Annotated in this window: 17 protein-coding genes; 4 read left to right on the top strand and 13 right to left on the bottom strand. The window is 73.7% G+C overall.

The window, feature by feature from the left end; genetic code table 11:
• Positions 1 to 51: 51 nt before the first annotated feature.
• Complete coding sequence (locus tag BMW85_RS00645) at positions 52 to 1,731, top strand: glycerol-3-phosphate dehydrogenase/oxidase (protein ID WP_091075457.1); 1,680 nt, start codon at positions 52 to 54, stop codon at positions 1,729 to 1,731.
• Here BMW85_RS00645 and BMW85_RS00640 read toward each other — a convergent pair.
• The 11 genes from BMW85_RS00640 to BMW85_RS00590 all read right to left on the bottom strand — a co-directional run bounded on the left by BMW85_RS00640 (position 1,721) and on the right by BMW85_RS00590 (position 10,226).
• Entirely contained in the window at positions 1,721 to 2,320 is a 600-nt protein-coding gene (locus BMW85_RS00640) for a maleylpyruvate isomerase family mycothiol-dependent enzyme (protein ID WP_091075454.1), read from the bottom strand. The genes BMW85_RS00645 and BMW85_RS00640 overlap by 11 nt on opposite strands.
• Before the next feature lie 61 nt (positions 2,321 to 2,381).
• Positions 2,382 to 3,371: an RNA polymerase subunit sigma-70 gene (locus BMW85_RS00635; RefSeq protein WP_091075453.1), complete on the bottom strand. Its 990-nt coding sequence runs from the start codon at positions 3,369 to 3,371 to the stop codon at positions 2,382 to 2,384.
• A gap of 20 nt (positions 3,372 to 3,391) precedes the next feature.
• Positions 3,392 to 3,832, bottom strand: a complete 441-nt coding sequence (locus tag BMW85_RS00630; protein ID WP_091075450.1) for a cupin domain-containing protein — start codon at positions 3,830 to 3,832, stop codon at positions 3,392 to 3,394.
• Positions 3,833 to 3,865: 33 nt separating this feature from the next.
• Positions 3,866 to 4,618, bottom strand: a complete 753-nt coding sequence (locus BMW85_RS00625) for an SDR family oxidoreductase (RefSeq protein ID WP_091075448.1) — start codon at positions 4,616 to 4,618, stop codon at positions 3,866 to 3,868.
• Positions 4,619 to 4,699: 81 nt separating this feature from the next.
• Positions 4,700 to 6,460, bottom strand: coding sequence for a hypothetical protein (locus BMW85_RS00620; RefSeq protein ID WP_091075446.1), 1,761 nt, complete (start codon positions 6,458 to 6,460; stop codon positions 4,700 to 4,702).
• Positions 6,457 to 7,365 carry a protein phosphatase 2C domain-containing protein gene (locus BMW85_RS00615; protein ID WP_177240438.1) on the bottom strand — a complete coding sequence of 303 codons (909 nt, stop codon included), beginning with the start codon at positions 7,363 to 7,365 and terminating at the stop codon, positions 6,457 to 6,459. Before BMW85_RS00615 ends, BMW85_RS00620 begins: the two co-directional genes overlap by 4 nt.
• Positions 7,366 to 7,406: 41 nt before the next feature.
• Positions 7,407 to 8,084, bottom strand: coding sequence for a vWA domain-containing protein (locus BMW85_RS00610; protein ID WP_091075441.1), 678 nt, complete (start codon positions 8,082 to 8,084; stop codon positions 7,407 to 7,409).
• Positions 8,085 to 8,101: 17 nt separating this feature from the next.
• Positions 8,102 to 8,407: a PadR family transcriptional regulator gene (locus BMW85_RS00605; RefSeq protein ID WP_245774600.1), complete on the bottom strand. Its 306-nt coding sequence runs from the start codon at positions 8,405 to 8,407 to the stop codon at positions 8,102 to 8,104.
• Between the two features lie 136 nt (positions 8,408 to 8,543).
• Complete coding sequence (locus BMW85_RS00600) at positions 8,544 to 9,323, bottom strand: LLM class flavin-dependent oxidoreductase (RefSeq protein WP_091075438.1); 780 nt, start codon at positions 9,321 to 9,323, stop codon at positions 8,544 to 8,546.
• Positions 9,324 to 9,333: 10 nt separating this feature from the next.
• Complete coding sequence (locus BMW85_RS00595) at positions 9,334 to 9,705, bottom strand: STAS domain-containing protein (RefSeq protein WP_091075436.1); 372 nt, start codon at positions 9,703 to 9,705, stop codon at positions 9,334 to 9,336.
• Between the two features lie 68 nt (positions 9,706 to 9,773).
• On the bottom strand, positions 9,774 to 10,226 hold the full coding sequence (locus tag BMW85_RS00590; RefSeq protein WP_091075434.1) for a YybH family protein: 453 nt from the start codon (positions 10,224 to 10,226) through the stop codon (positions 9,774 to 9,776).
• 92 nt (positions 10,227 to 10,318) lie between these two features.
• Here BMW85_RS00590 and BMW85_RS00585 point away from each other — a divergent pair, with 92 nt between their 5' ends.
• A complete protein-coding gene (locus tag BMW85_RS00585) occupies positions 10,319 to 10,774 on the top strand; it encodes a MarR family winged helix-turn-helix transcriptional regulator (protein WP_245774529.1) in 456 nt (151 codons plus the stop codon).
• A 16-nt stretch (positions 10,775 to 10,790) separates the two neighbouring features.
• On the opposite strand, the gene BMW85_RS00580 is transcribed toward BMW85_RS00585, so the two are convergent.
• Positions 10,791 to 12,152 carry a glycoside hydrolase family 43 protein gene (locus BMW85_RS00580; protein ID WP_091075431.1) on the bottom strand — a complete coding sequence of 454 codons (1,362 nt, stop codon included), beginning with the start codon at positions 12,150 to 12,152 and terminating at the stop codon, positions 10,791 to 10,793.
• Positions 12,153 to 12,285: 133 nt separating this feature from the next.
• Positions 12,286 to 13,824 (bottom strand): alpha-N-arabinofuranosidase, encoded by a 1,539-nt coding sequence (locus BMW85_RS00575; RefSeq protein WP_091075429.1) that lies wholly within the window; start codon positions 13,822 to 13,824, stop codon positions 12,286 to 12,288.
• 104 nt (positions 13,825 to 13,928) lie between these two features.
• On the opposite strand from BMW85_RS00575, the gene BMW85_RS00570 reads away from it, so the two are divergent.
• Both BMW85_RS00570 and BMW85_RS00565 read left to right on the top strand, forming a co-directional pair.
• Complete coding sequence (locus tag BMW85_RS00570) at positions 13,929 to 15,026, top strand: diaminopropionate ammonia-lyase (protein ID WP_091075426.1); 1,098 nt, start codon at positions 13,929 to 13,931, stop codon at positions 15,024 to 15,026.
• A 23-nt stretch (positions 15,027 to 15,049) separates the two neighbouring features.
• Entirely contained in the window at positions 15,050 to 16,207 is a 1,158-nt protein-coding gene (locus BMW85_RS00565) for an ArgE/DapE family deacylase (protein ID WP_091075423.1), read from the top strand.
• The last annotated feature ends 5 nt before the right edge of the window (positions 16,208 to 16,212 follow it).

Genomic DNA, 16,212 nt, shown 5'->3' with positions numbered 1-16,212 from the left:
GGAAGGCATACAGTGCGAATGTGATCAGTTACGAAAAGTGAGAACAAGGCGATGGGAATCACCGGGGCGCTCGACGCGCGTGACCGCCAGGAGTGCCTCGACCGGCTCCGGGCGCAGACCTTCGACGTCCTGGTGGTGGGCGGCGGGGTGACGGGGGCGGGCGCGGCCCTGGACGCGGCCTCGCGCGGGCTGCGGGTCGCCCTCGTGGAGAGCCGTGACCTCGCGGCCGGCACGTCGAGCCGGTCCAGCAAGCTGATCCACGGCGGGCTGCGCTACCTGGAGCAGTTCGACTTCAAGCTGGTGCGCGAGGCGCTGAAGGAGCGCGACCTGCTGGTCGCGCGGCTGGCCCCGCACCTGGTGCGGCCGGTCACGTTCCTGTACCCGGTGCGCAACCGGATGATCGAGCAGCCGTACGTGGCGGCCGGCCTGACCTTGTACGACGCCCTTGAGGGCGTGCGCCATCCGATGCCCCGGCACCGCAACCTGTCGCCGAAGGCGGCCCGCCGCCTGGTGCCCGGCCTGCGGACCGACGTGCTGAGCGGCGGCGTCATCTACTACGACGCGCAGGTGGACGACGCCCGCTTCACCCTCGCCCTGGCCCGCACCGCCGCCGCGCACGGCGCCACCATCGCCACCCGTACGTCGGTGGTGGCGCTGAACAGGGACGAGTTCGGCGAGCGCGTGGTCGGCGCGCGCGTCCGCGACGAGGAGACCGGCGCCGAGATCGACGTCTCGGCCGACGCCGTGGTGGTGTGCGCGGGCGTGTGGACCGGCCCCGTGACCGGCCTGCCGGGCGGCGCCGAGCCCGCCTTCCAGGTCAGGATGTCGAAGGGCGTGCACATCATGGTGCCGGGCGAGGCCATCGACTCGCAGACCGGCCTGATCATCCGCACGGAGAAGAGCGTGCTGTTCATCATCCCGTGGACCGGGCGCCGCTGGATCGTCGGCACCACCGACACCGACTGGCACGGCGAGCGCGCCGAGCCCACCGCCACCGGCGAGGACGTCGACTACATACTCCACCACGCCAACGAGGTCCTGGTCAGGCCGCTGACCAGGGAGGACGTCGTCGGCCTCTACGTCGGGCTGCGCCCGCTCGTGGCCGCCGACAAGCACTCCTCCACCGCGAAGCTGTCGCGGGAGCACGTGGTGGACGTGCCGGTGCCCGGCCTGGCGGCGATCGCCGGCGGCAAGTACACGACCTACCGGATCATGGCCAGGGACGTGATCGACGCCGCGCTCGAAGGCTACGACGTGCCCGCCTCGGTCACCGACCGGCTGCCGCTGGTCGGCGCGGACGGGCTGCCCGCGCTGGAGCCGGCCGCCGGGCGGCTGGCCGAGGACCACGACCTCGAACCCGAGACCGTACGCCATCTCATCCGCCGCTACGGCACGCTCGCCCTGGAGGTGCTCGCCCTCGTCGCCCGTGACCGTTCGCTCGCCGAGCCGCTGATCGAGCCCGGTCCGTGGCTGCGGGCCGAGGTCTGCTACGCCGTCACCCACGAGGGCGCGCTGCACGCCGAGGACGTGCTCGCCCGGCGCACCAGGATGCTCATCGAGTCGAGCGAGCTGGCCGAGCGGGCGGCGCCGCGGATCGCCCGGCTGATGGCCGGCCTGCTCGGCTGGGACGAGCGGCGGGTGGAGGAGGAGACGGCCGCGTGCCTGCGGCTGGTGGAGGCGGAGCGGACCGTCCTGGCCGAGGCCAGGACGGCCGCGGCGGTCATGTTGTGACGGACGGCAGGGGACGGCGGCCGGTGATGGTCAGCAGGATGTCCTTGGCCGGCAGCTCGACCGGCTCGCCCGTGCCCACCCGTACGTCGGCGTCGGCGCCGCGCAACTGCACGCCCGTGAGGTCCACGCCGAAGTAGGCGATGTTGCGGGGGTTCGTGCCGGCGAGCACGAGGGCGATCCGCTCGACGGGCGGTGCGGGCAGGCCCAGCGGCTCGGTGATGTCGAGGCCGTGGATGGTGTCGTGGGCCAGCGCTCCGCCGGTCCCGCCACCCGGAGGCCGCCACGGGTGGGTGATGTTCGCGCGCAGGCACGCCAGCAGATCGGCGTCGGACAGGCGGGCGGTGTCGGCGCGGGCCGCCCGGTCGGCGTAGCGGTCGAAGGAGAAACGGGCCGCGACCAGCCCCGCCATGAGACTGGGCAGGCTGGTGCGGAACGCGGCGGTGAGGTGCGCGACGACCTCGCGCACCCGCCAGCCCGAGCACAGCGACGGAGCGGCCCAGCCCTCCTCCGGGAGCCCGGCGAGCAGCTCCGCCAGCCGTTCGCGCTCGGCGTGGACGTGCCGCGTCAGCTCGGCGTCGGTCGATGACATGGATATGGCCTTCCGTTCGGGTCAGAGGTTTCGCCTCTTGTACGACCGGCGGCCACCGGACTCATCGGTCCGGGAGGAGCGCGGGCAGGCCGAACGCGGCGAAGCGGTCACCGTGCCCCAGGTAGGTGACGACGTCGCCGATCCGCCCGCCGCGCAGCTCCACCACCAGCAGCGCGAACGGCCGCATGGCCCCGTCCGTGTCCGGCCGGTACTGGCCGAGCGTCCAGCACCCGCCGGCGACCCCGGCCGGGACGAGCCGGTCGCCGGCGCAGGCGTCGCCCGCCGACATCGCCGCCGACATCGCCGCCGTGATGCTCGCCGGCCCGTCCAGCCACCACGGGAACGGCGGCATCCCGGACCGGGCGTCGTCGGCCAGCACGTCCAGCAGCCCGCGCACGTCGTGCGTCTCGAAGGCCCGTACGTAGCGGCGCAGCAGGTCACGCTGGGCCGGGTCGGCCGGCTCCGGCGGGTCCGCCGGGCGCGGCCGGTGCCGCTCCAGCGTCGCCCGCGCGCGCTGCAACGCGCTGTTGGCCGCCGCCACCGACGTCTCCACGACCTCGGCCGTCTCCGCGGCGCTGAACCCGAGGACGTCCCGCAGCACCAGCACGGCCCGCTGGCGCGGCGGCAGCCACTGCAGGGCGGCGACGAAGGCCAGGCGCAGCGTCTCGTGCCGCACCGCGAGGTGTGCCGGATCGTCCGCGCCCGCCGGCCCGAGGCCGATCGGCGGCTCCACCCACCGGTCGGGCGGCAGGGGAACGCCGAGGTCGCCGCCGGTCGCGGCCGGCCCCATGTCCCACGGCAGCGCCCGCCGCTCGGCGCCGCGCAGCATGTCGAGGCAGACGTTCGTGGCGATCCTGTGCACCCACGTGGACAGGGCGGCCCGCTTGGGGTCGTAGCCGCCGATCGCGCGGAACGCCCGCAGCATGGTCTCCTGCACGGCGTCGTCGACCTCGCCCGACGCGCCCAGCAGGCGGTAGCAGTAGCCGGTCAGCGGGCCGCGCAGCGACTCCAGCCGCGCCACCAGGGAACCGGTCTCGTCCCGTACGGTCACCCTCCCATCATGGCAAGGGCTCAGGACGGGCGAGGCGCGCGCAGGTGCCGGCGCCGGGCCAGCTCCTCCTCCTCGACCAGGACGAGCATCGGCCGGTCCGGCTCGCACAGCATGGTGACGGTGAAGCGGAGCGGGACGTCGTCGCGGGCGTTGCCGTCCTGGTAGTGGATGACGTCGCCGCCCGGCTCCCAGAACGCCTCGCCGGCCCGGACGATGCGCTCCGGATCGCCCTCCAGCTCCAGCCGCATCTCGCCCTCGATGACGTAGCCGAAGGCGGGGCCGGAGTGGCGGTGCGGCGGCGTGCCGGGGCTGCCTGGCGGGTGCTCGACGACGACCGTCATCGCGTGCGCTCCCGCAGGGATGAACGGCGGCCGCACCTCCTGCACCACCGTGAGCGCCTTCTGCCAGGCGGTCGAGTGCGGCGCGGGCCCGCCTCCGGAGTCCTGGTCGCTGTCGTACATGGGAACGGCCTTTCGTCGTCGTCACGGAGACGGTCACCGGGCGGGGTCGCGGGCCAGCCAGTCGCGGTAGCTGACCTGGCCGAGCCGCGCGCCGTCGCCGGGCACCAGCGTCCGCTCGCCCGGCACGCTGCCGAAGTAGCGGGCCCCCTCGTCGGCGACCACCTCGCGCGGGTCCCCCCACGCGGCCAGCGCCTCGCGGAAGAACTCGTCCATCCGGTACTGGTCCGGCCCGCCCACCTCGATCCGGCCGTTCAGCGGCGCGCCCATCGCGACGCCGGCGACCGCGTCGGCCACGTCGTCGGCCGCGATCGGCTGGAAGCGCACCGGCGCGATGTGCACCTCGCCGTCCACCGTCGCCTCGTCGGCGATGGCCCGCGCGAACTCGAAGAACTGCGTGGCGTGCACCAGCGAGTACGGGATGCCGGACTTCTCGATCAGCCGCTCCTGGGCGATCTTCGCCGCGAAGTAGCCGTTGTCCGGCATCCGCTCGGTGCCCACCACCGACAGCGCGACGTGGTGGCCCACGCCCGCCGCCGCCTCGGCCGCGAGCAGGTTGCGGGTCGAGGTCTCGAAGAACTCCATGACCTCCGCCCGCTCGAACGACGGCGAGTTGGAGACGTCCACCACCACCCGCGCGCCGGTCAGAGCCTGCTCCAGCCCCTCGCCGGTCAGGGCGTTGACGCCGGTGCGCGGCGACGCGGCCACCGCCTCGTGTCCCTCCTGGGTGAGCCTCGCCACCACCTTCGAGCCGATCAGGCCGGTGCCGCCGATGACCACGATCTTCATGGGAACGCTCCTGTCCGTACGCCGAGGTCCTGGCCGGTCTCATACCCCGCTGAGCTGGGGAAACCGTCATCCGGGCCGGGGTCAGTCCGTGTCGTGGTAGACCATGGGGCCGGCCGCGTTGAACGCCGCCTTGGAGGCGTCCTTGAGCCAGGGGCGCACCTTGGTGGAGTTCGCGCGGTTGGTGTAGATGGCCATGGTGTGCAGCAGATAGCGGTGGGTGTAGCCGACCCAGCCCCACGTCTGGGCGCTGTTCCAGTAGGTGGTGTGGCAGAGGCCGGAGCCGGGGCCCTTCTTGGGGCACACGATGCCCCAGTCGTCGGCGTAGGCGCTCTCCAGCCGCCCGTACGCGGTGGCGGCCCGGTCGTCGCTCTTCAGCGGCACCACCCACACGGACACCATGATCCGCTGGTTCGCCGGCGCGCCCGGGTTGACGTACGCGCCCTTGATCATCTTGGTGCACTTCGCCTTGCGCAGCGCCGAGCGGACGTTGCTGTCGTGGTAGGAGTCCGGGCACTTGGCCACCCCGCTCGCCCGGAGGGTGTAGCGCACGCCCTTGGCGGACTTGAAGGACCTCGGCAGCAGCGCCGACGCCGTGACGGGGGTCGGGTCGGTGCTCTGGAGGTCGAGGTCGGAGAGGCGGAACAGCTCCTCGGTGGGCGTGGGCTCCTCGGTCGGCTCCTGGGTGGGCGTGGGCTCCAACGTGGGCGGAGGGCTGGGGGAGGTGGGCGACTCCGCGAGCACGGACGGGCTGCCGGAGGACGTCACGTCCACGCCCGCGCCGCCCGGCCCCTCGACCGCCACGAGCAGGGACCTTCCCGCCAGTACGGCGACCAGGACGAGCGCCAGCCCCACCACCGCCGCGCCCGCGCCGATGGCGATCATCTTCGGCATGGTGACGACGAACCCGGGACGCCCCCGCACCGGCAGCGGCACGGGACCCGGCGGACCGGGAGGGGGCACGGGCGGCCGGGGCGGCGGGGGAGGAGGCGGCACGGCCGAGGCCGACCCCGCCGCCTCCCGTAACGCCGCCGCCCACTGCTCCGGGCCCGGCCGCAGCGCGGGGTCCTCCTGGAGCCCGGCCGCGGCGAGGTCGGCCAGCGCCGGGCTGACCGCCGCCAGCCGGCCGGGGTCGGCGGAGGTCTGGTCGCGGGCGAACATCCGCACCACCAGCAGCGCGAGCTTGTACGCGTCGCCGCCCGGCGTGCCCTTCTCCTCACCCTCGGGCAGCCGCCAGTCGGGCGTCTCCACCTGCGGCATCGCCTCGGCCCCGGCCAGCCGCATGGCGTCGCAGTCGATGAGGAAGCACTCCGGCGGCGCGTCGGTGGAGAACAGCAGGTTCTTGGGCGACAGGTCGCCGACGACGATGTCCATCGCGTGCAGGCGGGCCAGCGTGCCGGCCAGGTCGGCCATGAGCAGCATGCGGTCCCGGTCGCTGATCCTGAGGCCGATGCCGGCGACGTACGCGTCGTCGTTGAGCAGGAACTCCAGCGTCGCGGGCCGCCGCTCGGCGCCCGACAGGGTACGCAGGTCGAAGAAGTACCTCTGGGGCACCGCCCGCATGAGGAACCCGCTGACCGCGCCGCCGGTCTCCACGAGCTCGGCGGGCCAGGCCGTCTTGTCGCACAGCCAGGCGGCGTCCCATCCCGGCAGCCGCCCGATGAGGCCGGTCATGGCGGTGAGCGCGGCGGTGTCGAGGCTCTCCAGGACGCCGGGGTCGTACTCCTTGTAGGCGACGTCCCACTGGCCGTTGATGCGGCGGTTGAGCACCTCGTGCACGGTGCCCTGGCCGCCCTGGCCGAGGCGGCGGCCGAGGGTGAGCGTGCCGCGGTCGGTACGGCTCATCGGGGGGCCTCGTTCCGCGGCCAGAGGGCCAGCAGCGTCCGGTCGTCGTCGAACGTCTCCCTGGAGAAGTCCAGCAGATGGGCCAGCCACAGCGGGGACGGCGGCACGGCCAGGTGCTCGGCGAACAGCGCGCCCACCTGCCCGTCGCCGTCGCCGAGCGGGTCGCCGAACCCGTCGGTGCCGACCAGCAGCACCTGGCCGGGCGGGAGCAGGCCCGACCAGCGTTCCAGCGGTTCGGGCACCCTGGGCAGGGCGGCGACCGACGTCGGGACCAGGTCCCCGTCCGTCTTCGCCGCGAACAGGGGCCGGTAGCGGGCACGGGCCGGGTCGAGCGTCCAGGCGGCCGAGTCGCCGATCCGGAACAGGGAGACCTCCACGCCGTGCGCGCCCGGCCGGGCCACGCCCGCCACGAGGGTGGTGGCGACCAGCTCCTCGACCTGCGCGGGGCCGGGTTCGCGGCGCAGGATGGCGGCGGCCTGCCGGTGCAGCGCCTCGGCGGCGTACCTGGCGGTGGCGGTGAAGTCGGCTGGAGAGTGAGAGCCGCCCTCGTCGAGCCGCGCGTGCAGCGACCAGACCGCCGCCCGGCAGGCCTCGGCCGCGCCGATCGTCGCGGCGCTCGCGCTGGACAGCCCGTCGGCGACGGCGAACACCACGACGCCGCTCTCCTCGTGCAGCACGGCGCAGGTGGCGTCCTGCCGGGGCTGGCGGTAGTAGCGGTGCCGCTCGCCCCGCACCGAGGCCGACCTGAGCGTCAGGCCGGGGGCGGACCAGCCGTCGCACTCGGCGTCGGGGCAGGTGCCGCCCGACACGCGCGGGGGCGTCGGCTCGAACCGCGGGCCGGGGACGTCGATGACGACCCGGTTCCAGGCCCGCGTACCCTCGGCCTGCCGCTGTGGGCGGTGCACGTCCCCGACCTCCCTGACTCGTGCCGTGACTCGCGCCGCGGTCAGACCTCGTCGATCGCCAGCCGGAACTGCTCCGGCCGGGTCACCACGAGCTGCGGCTCGCCGCCGGCCAGGGCCCGCCCGGAGGCGACCAGGCTCGCCGTCAGCGCGTGGAAGAACTCCGCGATCGCCGTGCCGATGTCGGCGCTGGGCAGCGCGACGAAGGCGAACTCCCGGCGGGTGGCCACCTGCAGCATCGTGTCGGCCCGCGCCGAGCCGATGCCGCAGGCGATGATGTTGGGCGCGAACGGCGTGGCCTCGCGGTCGACGAGCCTGCGGTGCGGCTCGTGCCAGTGCCGGCCGTCGGTGGGCTGGCCGTCGCTCAGGAAGAACGCGACCGGGCGGTGGACCTTGTAGCCCTCGTTCTTGAGCCACTGGATGTCCTGCGGGATGCGCCGCCCGAGGTCGGCGAAGGCCGCGCCGTAGTTGGTCGCCCCGCGTACGGCGAGCACGGGCAGCCGCTCGACCATCCGCATGTCGCTGAGGCCCTGGCGCAGCTGCACGTCGTCGGAGAAGCCGAGGATGGCCAGTCGCACCTTGGCCGCGATCATCGGCTCCGCGCGCAGCCCGTTGCACAGGGACGCGAGCCCTGCCGAGAGGGCCTGGTGGTGCGGCCCCATGGAGGCGGACTCGTCGGCCACCACATAGGCGGGCAGTAACACGCCCCTCGTCTCGGCCACCCGGCCTCCACCGCCCTTCACACATCTCTGTCAACCGCGACATTAGCGCCCAACCCATGAAGATCAAAGATCCGGAGGGCGACACTCGCGTCCACGAGGGCGTCAGCCGGACAGGATCTCGTGCAGCCAGGCGCGTTCGGCGCGGCTGGGTCGGCGTGGCCCTCCCCGGTCAGGCTGAGCGTCTGGCGCTGCGCGGCGGAGGCGCCCGGCTCGGCGCGCCGCTCCAGGAGGCCGGCTCGTGCCAGCCGGTTGATCGCCGGGTAGAGGCTGCCGTCGCTGACCGGGCGGGTGTGGCCGGACAGGGCCGCGACCCGGCGGCGCAGCTCGTAGCCGTGCAGCGGGCCTTCCGCCAGGAACCCCAGGATCGCCAGTGGACGGCCGCCGAGATCGAGGCCCGCCTGGCCGCCGGAGCGGCCGCCCCCGCCGATCGGGGCTGACGGCCCTGCCGGGCGGGCGGGGTCAGCGGGGCGGGCCGGCGGCGATGGTGGCGCGGGCGTCGGCGACGCCGCCCCGCCACCAGCCCATAGCCTCCACCCACCAGGTCATGCCCGCCTCCGCGTACGCCTCCACGAGCCCGTCCGCGGCCCGGCCCTCCAGCGCGATGTCGAACCCGTCCAGCGAGCCCCGCTGCTCGCCCAGGAAGTCCACCACGCGGGCGAACTCCGCGACCGGCACCGGTCCCCGCTCCTGCCCGTACCCGTGGAAGGTCGGCATCGCCCCGTCCCACCGGGCGGCCCGCCGGAACCCGGCCCGGACCGGCCACCGCCCCGGGCACCAGACGGGGATCCGTGGCCGCTGCACCGGCGCCGGCGGCAGCTCCGCCCAGAGCCGGGTCAGGTCCGCCAGCCCCTCGTCCAGCCGGGCGGCGCGCGCCTTCAGGTCGGGGTCCTCGCCGAACTCCGCGTACTCGGCGTCCATCGAGCCGAGGCCGGCGCCGACGACCAGCCGCCCGCCGGACAGCAGGTCCAGCGTCGCGGTCTCCTTCGCCACCGTCTGCACCCGCCGCCGGGGCAGGGCCGTCATCAGCACGCCGATCCGGACCCGCCGGGTGCGCGCGGCGATCGCCGACAGCACCACCGTCGGGCTCACGACCGGCCAGTCCCGGTCGTGGTAGAGCAGGTGGTCCCACAGGAACACCCCGTCCCAGCCGTGCTCCTCCGCCGCCACGCCCAGCTCCGTCAGCACCTGAGGGTCGCCGAACTCGCCGACGTTCGGCAGCCCGACCGCGTATTTCACCATGCGCCCCAGGCTATGCCGGTGATCCGCCGGGCGCGGAGCCGTCGTCCAGGTCGAGCACCGCCTCGGCCACGGTGGCGAACAGCGCCAGCCGGCCGCGCAGCCCCGGCCTGGTCAGCGCGCGCAGCGTGCCGCCCCGCGCGCCGGCCACCGCCATCCGCCCGCCCCGCTCGCGCACCGCGTCCGCCAGGCTCACCAGCGTCTCGTACTCGTGGTCGTCGAGGTCCTCCAGGCGGCTCACCTCCAGGATCAGCCGGGGGTCGTCGCCGGGCAGGAGCTTCAGCTCCCGCTCGATCCCCGCCGCCGTGGCCGCGTCGAGGCGCTCGCTCAGCACGACCGCCGCCCAGCCCCGGCCGTAGTCCGGAACCTCCTGGTGCGCCGCCACGGTCGGGCTCCTCCGTCCCTTCGCCGTCGCGCTACCCCTTCCCCGTTTTCCGGTGAACGGTCGTGCGCTCAGGAGGAAGGCCGGGTGGCGGGCTGGAAGGTGAAGGAGACGGTCTCCATGAGGGGCTTGTGCTTGGTCTTCTGGACGGCGGCGATGCGCCACTGACCGCCGGCCTGGCGGACGAGGGTGTAGGTGGCGAGTTTGCCGAGCTTCTTCGGGGCGCCCTTGGCGACCTCGCCGCGGGTGAGCACGACGGCGGCGTCGCCGTACCGGCGGATCTCGACGATCTCGATGGTCAGGAGGGTGTCCTTGAGGAAGCTGTCGAACAGGGCCTGGTGGGCGCGGCCGATCTCGGCGGCGCCGTGGTAGACGGTGCCGACGAAGGTGACGTCGGTGGCGTCGTCGGTGAAGCAGGCGCCGTAGGCCGCGCCGTCGCCGGCGTTCCAGGCGTCCTGGCCGCGCCGCAGCACTTCGGTGATGGCGGCGAGGTCGGAGGTGGAGGAAGTGGTGGTGCCGGTCATGGTGATGCCCCTATCGTAGTGCCTGCAGAGGGGAAGTTTCTTCTCTGAAGATTTATCTTCTCTAAAGAAGAGAATAGGGAGTGGAGGACCGGGTGTCAACGACAGGTGGACAGGCGGAGGCGAGCCGGCGCTACCGGCGCTATCTCAGCGCGGTGATGCTGCACGGCCAGGCCGGCGCCAAGGCGTGCGACCTCGGCGCCACCGACCTGTACGCGCTCAACGTCCTCGAACTGGCCGGCGCGATGACCCCGGGCGAGCTGGGGGCCCGCACCGGCCTGACCACCGGGCCGACCACGCGGCTCATCGACCGGCTGGAGCAGGCCGGCTACGTCCGCCGCGTCCCCGCGCCCGACGACCGCCGCAAGGTGATCGTCGAGCCGGCCGGCCGGCCCGCCGGGCTCGACCAGGTCCTGGCCCCCGCCCGGCGGAAGGTCGGCGAGATCCTGGCCGGCTACTCGCCGGAGCAGCTGGAGGTCCTGTACGACTACTTCGACCGGGCCGCCGCCGCCTACCAGGAGGCCGCCGAGCTGCTGCGCTCCGGCTCCTGACCCGCGCGCCCCCGGATCAGGGGGTGACGCGAAACGTCGCGTCCTCCCGGTCGGTCGCGCTGCTGACCGGGTCGACGCGCAGCAGGTAGTTGTAATGCCGCAGGTAGCGGTCGGGGTAGTTCGCGGAGCGGAACGACGACCAGGCCGGGTCCGCGAGCCCCGCGACCCGGTAGAAGGTGGCGTCGGAGCGGAAGGCGGCGGTGCCGTCGTTCGCGTCCAGCCGGATCACGTAGTCGTAGTGCCGCAGGTAGCGGCCGGGATAGTTGACCGACTCGAACGACACGCCGGCCGAGTCGGACAGTCCGGGCACCATCCGCCAGAGCTGGTCCTGGTACGGGTCGAAGGGATAGGCGTCCAGCCGTCCCGCGTAGTCGTAGTGCCGGACGTAGCGGTCGGGGAAGTTCGACGACTTCAGCCGTGACCAGTTCGGCAGCCCCCAGCGGGAGACGAGGGCGTTGTACTCGGCGGCGCTGATCCCGGCGATGGAGCCGTGCTTGGCGTTCAGCGGCGGGGTGTAGGCGCGCTGGTTCAGCGCGGTCCAGGAGTTGCCGCCGACGTTCGAGGTGGACCAGGCGTAGTAGTCGTTGTTGACCGGGCTGAAGGAGTCGCCCCACAGCCGCCAGCCGCTGCCGTCGTTGTTCTTGACGAGCAGCGGCGCCTCGATGGCGTTGCCCTGCCGCAGGCCGCTGGTGTAGGTGGTGTAGCTGTTGGCGGCGCCGGTGCTGGAGCGGGCGCCGTACAGCAGGCCGTTGGAGAGGTTCTTGTAGTACAGGTAGAAGGTCGAGCCGTCCACGACGATGTCGCCGTCCAGCACGGGGAAGCCGGGGCTGAAGTACACCTGGTTGGCGGTGACCGTGCGGAAGTCGGTCGTGTAGTTGACCATGAAGACGTCGGTGCTGCCGTTGCTGGCCGAGTAGACGATGCCGTACTGGCCGCGGGAGGCGTCCCAGAAGGCGGTCGGGGCCCAGGTGTGGGTGTTCAGGTTGTGCATCTTGATCCGGCGGTAGCCGGTGAAGGCGGTCAGGTCGGTGGAGTCCCACACATGCAGGTACTGGTTGTTCTGCCCGAAGTCGGTGCCGTTGAGGTCGGTGGCGAGGACGGCGAACGTGCCGTCCTGCTTGCGCAGGATGAACGGGTCGCGCAAGCCGAGCGTGCCGGCGGTCGGGGTGACCACGGGGTTGTTCTGGTTGAGCGGGGTCCAGTTGAGCCCGTCCTGGCTGACGGCGAGGTGCAGGCCGTAGTTGGCGCCGTTCATGTTCGGGGACTCGGTGAAGTAGGCGAAGACGTAGGCGGTGTTGGCGGCGGAGGCGGGGGAGACGCCGACGCCGAGCGCCGCGCATAAGGCGGCGAGCAGGATGAGTGCTCTTCTGCGGTACATCGCGGTACGGCCCTTCCTGTCGGGGGGTGGGCGTGTGTTAGCGCTAACACTGCTGGGCTGGGCTCGCGACAACAGCCGAGCGAAAGGGGTTGTGCACGAGTGTCAACGCGAACATCACCGGGAGTCAAGGCCCCTAAGTGTCGGACCCCGCCAGGCGCCCCGTCACGGTGACGAAGGAGCGGGCGGGCAGGTGCACCCGCAGCCCGGCCCGCGTGGCGGCCACCTCGTACGGCCGGGGCGCGACGGCCTCGGGCGCGTCCGGGGTGTTGTGGTCCTGGAGCCTGCCCGCGGTCAGGATCCTCGCGCTCACCTCCGTCAGCGCGCCGCCGCGCAGGTCCAGCTCGACCTCGGCGGGCTCGTCGGCGTCCAGGTTGGAGAGGGAGAACAGCGCCCTGCCGTCCTTGCGGCTGGCCGACATCGAGACGGTGGCGAGCCGCGCGTCGCCGACCGCGCGCTCGGGCGTGCCCGCGGGCAGGTCCACACGCAGCGAGGCGGCGTCCTGGTGGCCCTTGTTCATCTCGAAGACGTGGTACGTCGGCGTCAGGACGAGCGCCCCCGTGTCCGGATCGGTGAGGATCATGGCCTGGAGCACGTTGACGGTCTGGGCGATGTTGGCCATGACCAGGCGGCCGGCGTGCCGGTGGAAGACGTCGAAGTGCACGCTCGCCACGAGCGCGTCGCGCATCGTGTTCTGCTGGTGGAGGAAGCCCGGGTTCGTGCCCGGCTCGACGTTCCACCAGGTGCCCCATTCGTCGAGCACCAGGCCGACGTTCCTGCCCGGGTCGTAGCAGTCCATGACGTTGGAGTGGCCGGTGATCAGCTCGTCCACGCGGGCGGCCTGGACCATCGTGCGGTAGTGGTCGCCCGTGTCGAAGACGGTGGCCGCGCCCTTGTCCTGCCAGGTGCCGGGGATCGTGTAGTAGTGGAACGACAGCGCCTGCATGAACGGCGCGGGCCGGTAGGCGCAGCCCAGGTCGCCGAGCTGCTTCATCAGCGTCTCGGTCCAGGCGTAGTCGGCGCCGTTGGCGCCCGCGGCGATGCGGTAGAGCGTGTTGCCGCCGTGGTCGCGGCAGTAGGTGCCGTAGCGGCGGGCCTCGGCCGCGTACTGCTCGGCCCGCATGTGGCCGCCGCAGCCCCACGCCTCGTTGCCGAGCCCCCAGAAGCGCACGCGCCAGGGCCGCTCGCGGCCGTTGGCCCGGCGCAGCCGGACCATGGGGGAGTCGCCGTCGCGGGTGAGGTACTCCACCCAGTCGCTCATCTCCCTGACCGTGCCGGAGCCGACGTTGCCGCTGATGTACGGCTCCGCGCCGAGCAGCTCGCACAGCTCCATGAACTCGTGCGTGCCGAAGTGGTTGTTCTCCTCCACGTTGCCCCAATGGGTGTTGACCATGGAGGGGCGCTGCTCCTTCGGGCCGATGCCGTCCATCCAGTGGTACTCGTCGGCGAAGCAGCCGCCCGGCCAGCGCAGGTTGGGGATGTCGAGGGCGCGCAGCGCCGCCACGACGTCGAGGCGGATGCCGCCGGCGTTGGGCAGGTCGCTGTCCTCGCCGACGTAGAAGCCGCCGTAGACGCAGCGGCCCAGGTGTTCGGCGAAGTGGCCGTACAGGTGCCGGCTGATCACCGGTCCGGGAACGTCGAGGTTGACGATGGCGGGCACGACGGGGTGGGTCATCGAGGCGCACCTTGCTGTCGAACGGGCGTGGAAAGCGCTTTCTGGAGGTGATCTTAGCGCGTGTCCCGGTGCGTGACGGGCGCGCGCGGTGCCACCCTGGGGAGGTGCCGCAGAACGCCTCCCTCCGCAGTCCCTGGTTCGCGCCGCCCGCCGCCCGCGCCTGGAGATGCGCCCCCGCGCCCGCCGAGGTGCGCCGCTTCCACGCCTCGCTGCCCGGCTACGCGCCCACCCCGCTGACCGAGCTGCCGCCGCCGGCGGCGGAGCTGGGGATCGGCCGGGTCTTCGTCAAGGACGAGTCGCGGCGGCTCGGGCTGCCCGCGTTCAAGGCGCTCGGGGCGTCCTGGGCCGTGCACCGGCTGCTCGCCGAACGCGACGAGGACAGCGGCCCGGTCACCCTGGTGACCGCCACCGACGGCAACCACGGCAGGGCCCTGGCCCGTACGGCCCGCCTGCTCGGGCAGCGGGCCCGCGTCCTCGTCCCGCGCGGGGTGCATCCGCTGGCCGTCGCGGCCATCGCCGCAGAAGGGGCCGAGGTGACGGAGGTCCCCGGCTCCTACGACGAGGCCGTGCGCCTCGCCGCCGAGGCCGCCGCCGCGCCGGACGCGGTCCTCGTCCAGGACACCGCCTGGCCCGGCTACGAGCGGGTCCCCGGCTGGATCGTCGAGGGCTACTCCACCCTCAGCGCCGAGATCGACGAGCAGCTCGCCGCCGCCGGCATCGACGGGCCCGGCCTGGTGGCCGTACCGGTCGGCGTGGGGTCGCTGGCGCAGTCCGTCGTCACCCACTACCGCAGCCGCCGCTCAGGGAACCCCCCGGCGCTCGTGGCCGTCGAGCCGGAGGCCGCGCCGTGCGTGCTCGCGAGCCTCACCCGGGGCGCGCCCGTCAGCGTCGCCACCGGCGAGACCACCATGGCCGGGCTCAACTGCGGCACCCCCTCCAGCCTCGCCTGGCCCTTCCTGCGGAGCGGGCTGGACGCCGCGGTCGCCGTCCGCGACGCCGACAGTGCCCGCGCCGCCGCCGACCTCGCCGCGCTCGGCGTACGCTCCGGGCCCTGCGGAGCCGCCGCCCTCGCCGGGCTGCGCGCGCTGCTCGGCGGCGAGGACGGCGCGGAGCACCGGGCGGCGCTGGGCCTCGGCCCCGACTCGGTGGCCGTGCTGCTCAGCACCGAGGGCCCGGACGCCAACCCGTACGCCGAGCTCTGACCGCCCCCAGCCGAGAGGACGCCATGCTTCCCGAGACCGCGACCGACGACCCCGCCGGCCTGCTGGCCCGGCTGATCGCCATCGACTCCGTCAACCCGGACCTCGTGGCCGGCGGCGCGGGCGAGAGCGCGATCGCCGCCTTCTGCGCCGCCTGGCTGGCCGCGCGCGGCTTCGAGGTGCACACCCTGGAGCGGCGCCCCGGCCGTCCCTCGCTCGTCGCGATCGCCCGCGGCGCCGGCGGCGGACGCTCGCTCATGCTCAACGGCCACCTCGACACCGTCGGACTGACCGGCTACGACGGCGACCCTCTCGAACCGAGGGTCCGGGACGGCCGCATGCACGGCCGCGGCGCCTTCGACATGAAGGGCGGCCTCGCGGCCATGATGATCGCCGCCGCCCGCGCCGCCGCCCGCGGGCCGCTGCGCGGCGACGTGCTCCTCGCCTGCGTCGCCGACGAGGAGCACGGCAGCTCGGGCACCGAGGAGGTGCTGGAGTCGTTCACGGCCGACGCGGCGATCGTCACCGAGCCGAGCCATCTGGAGGTCACCCTCGCCCACAAGGGCTTCGCCTGGTTCGACGTACGCGTGGAGGGCCGCGCGGCGCACGGCTCGCGCCCCGACCTCGGCGTGGACGCCATCGCCAAGGCCGGGCACTTCCTGGTCGCCCTGGAGGAGCTGGGGGCGCGGCTCGCGCGGGGCCCGGCCCACCCGCTGCTCGGCACCGGCACCGTGCACGCCTCCGTCATCTCCGGCGGCCGGGAGCCCTCCACCTATCCGGAGCACTGCGAGATCACCCTCGAACGCCGCACCGTCCCCGGCGAGGACGCCGCCACGGTCGAGGCGGAGCTGACCGGGGTGCTCGGCCGTCTCGCCGCCACGGTCCCCGACTTCAGCTACCGCCTGACCCGGGGCCTGCACCGCGAGCCGTTCGCGGCCGACCCGGAGTCCGCGATCGTCCGCACCCTGACGAAGAACGCGGAGGCGGTGCTCGGGCATCCGCCCGCGGTGCGCGGCGAGCCGTTCTGGACCGACGCCGCCCTGCTGGACCGCGCCGGCATCCCCTGCCTGCTCTTCGGCGTGGACGGCGAGGGCGCCCACGCGGCCCGCGAGTGGGCGGACCTCGCCTCGGTGGACGGCCTGGCCGCCGTGCTCGACGGCACGATCATCGACTTCTGCTCGTGACCGCG

Origin of the sequence: Nonomuraea wenchangensis, assembly GCF_900111685.1 — a bacterium.
Classification (GTDB): Bacteria; Actinomycetota; Actinomycetes; order Streptosporangiales; family Streptosporangiaceae; genus Nonomuraea; species Nonomuraea wenchangensis.
The sequence above is the reverse complement of the archived record's forward strand: the minus strand, read 5'-3'. Positions and strand labels throughout refer to the sequence as shown.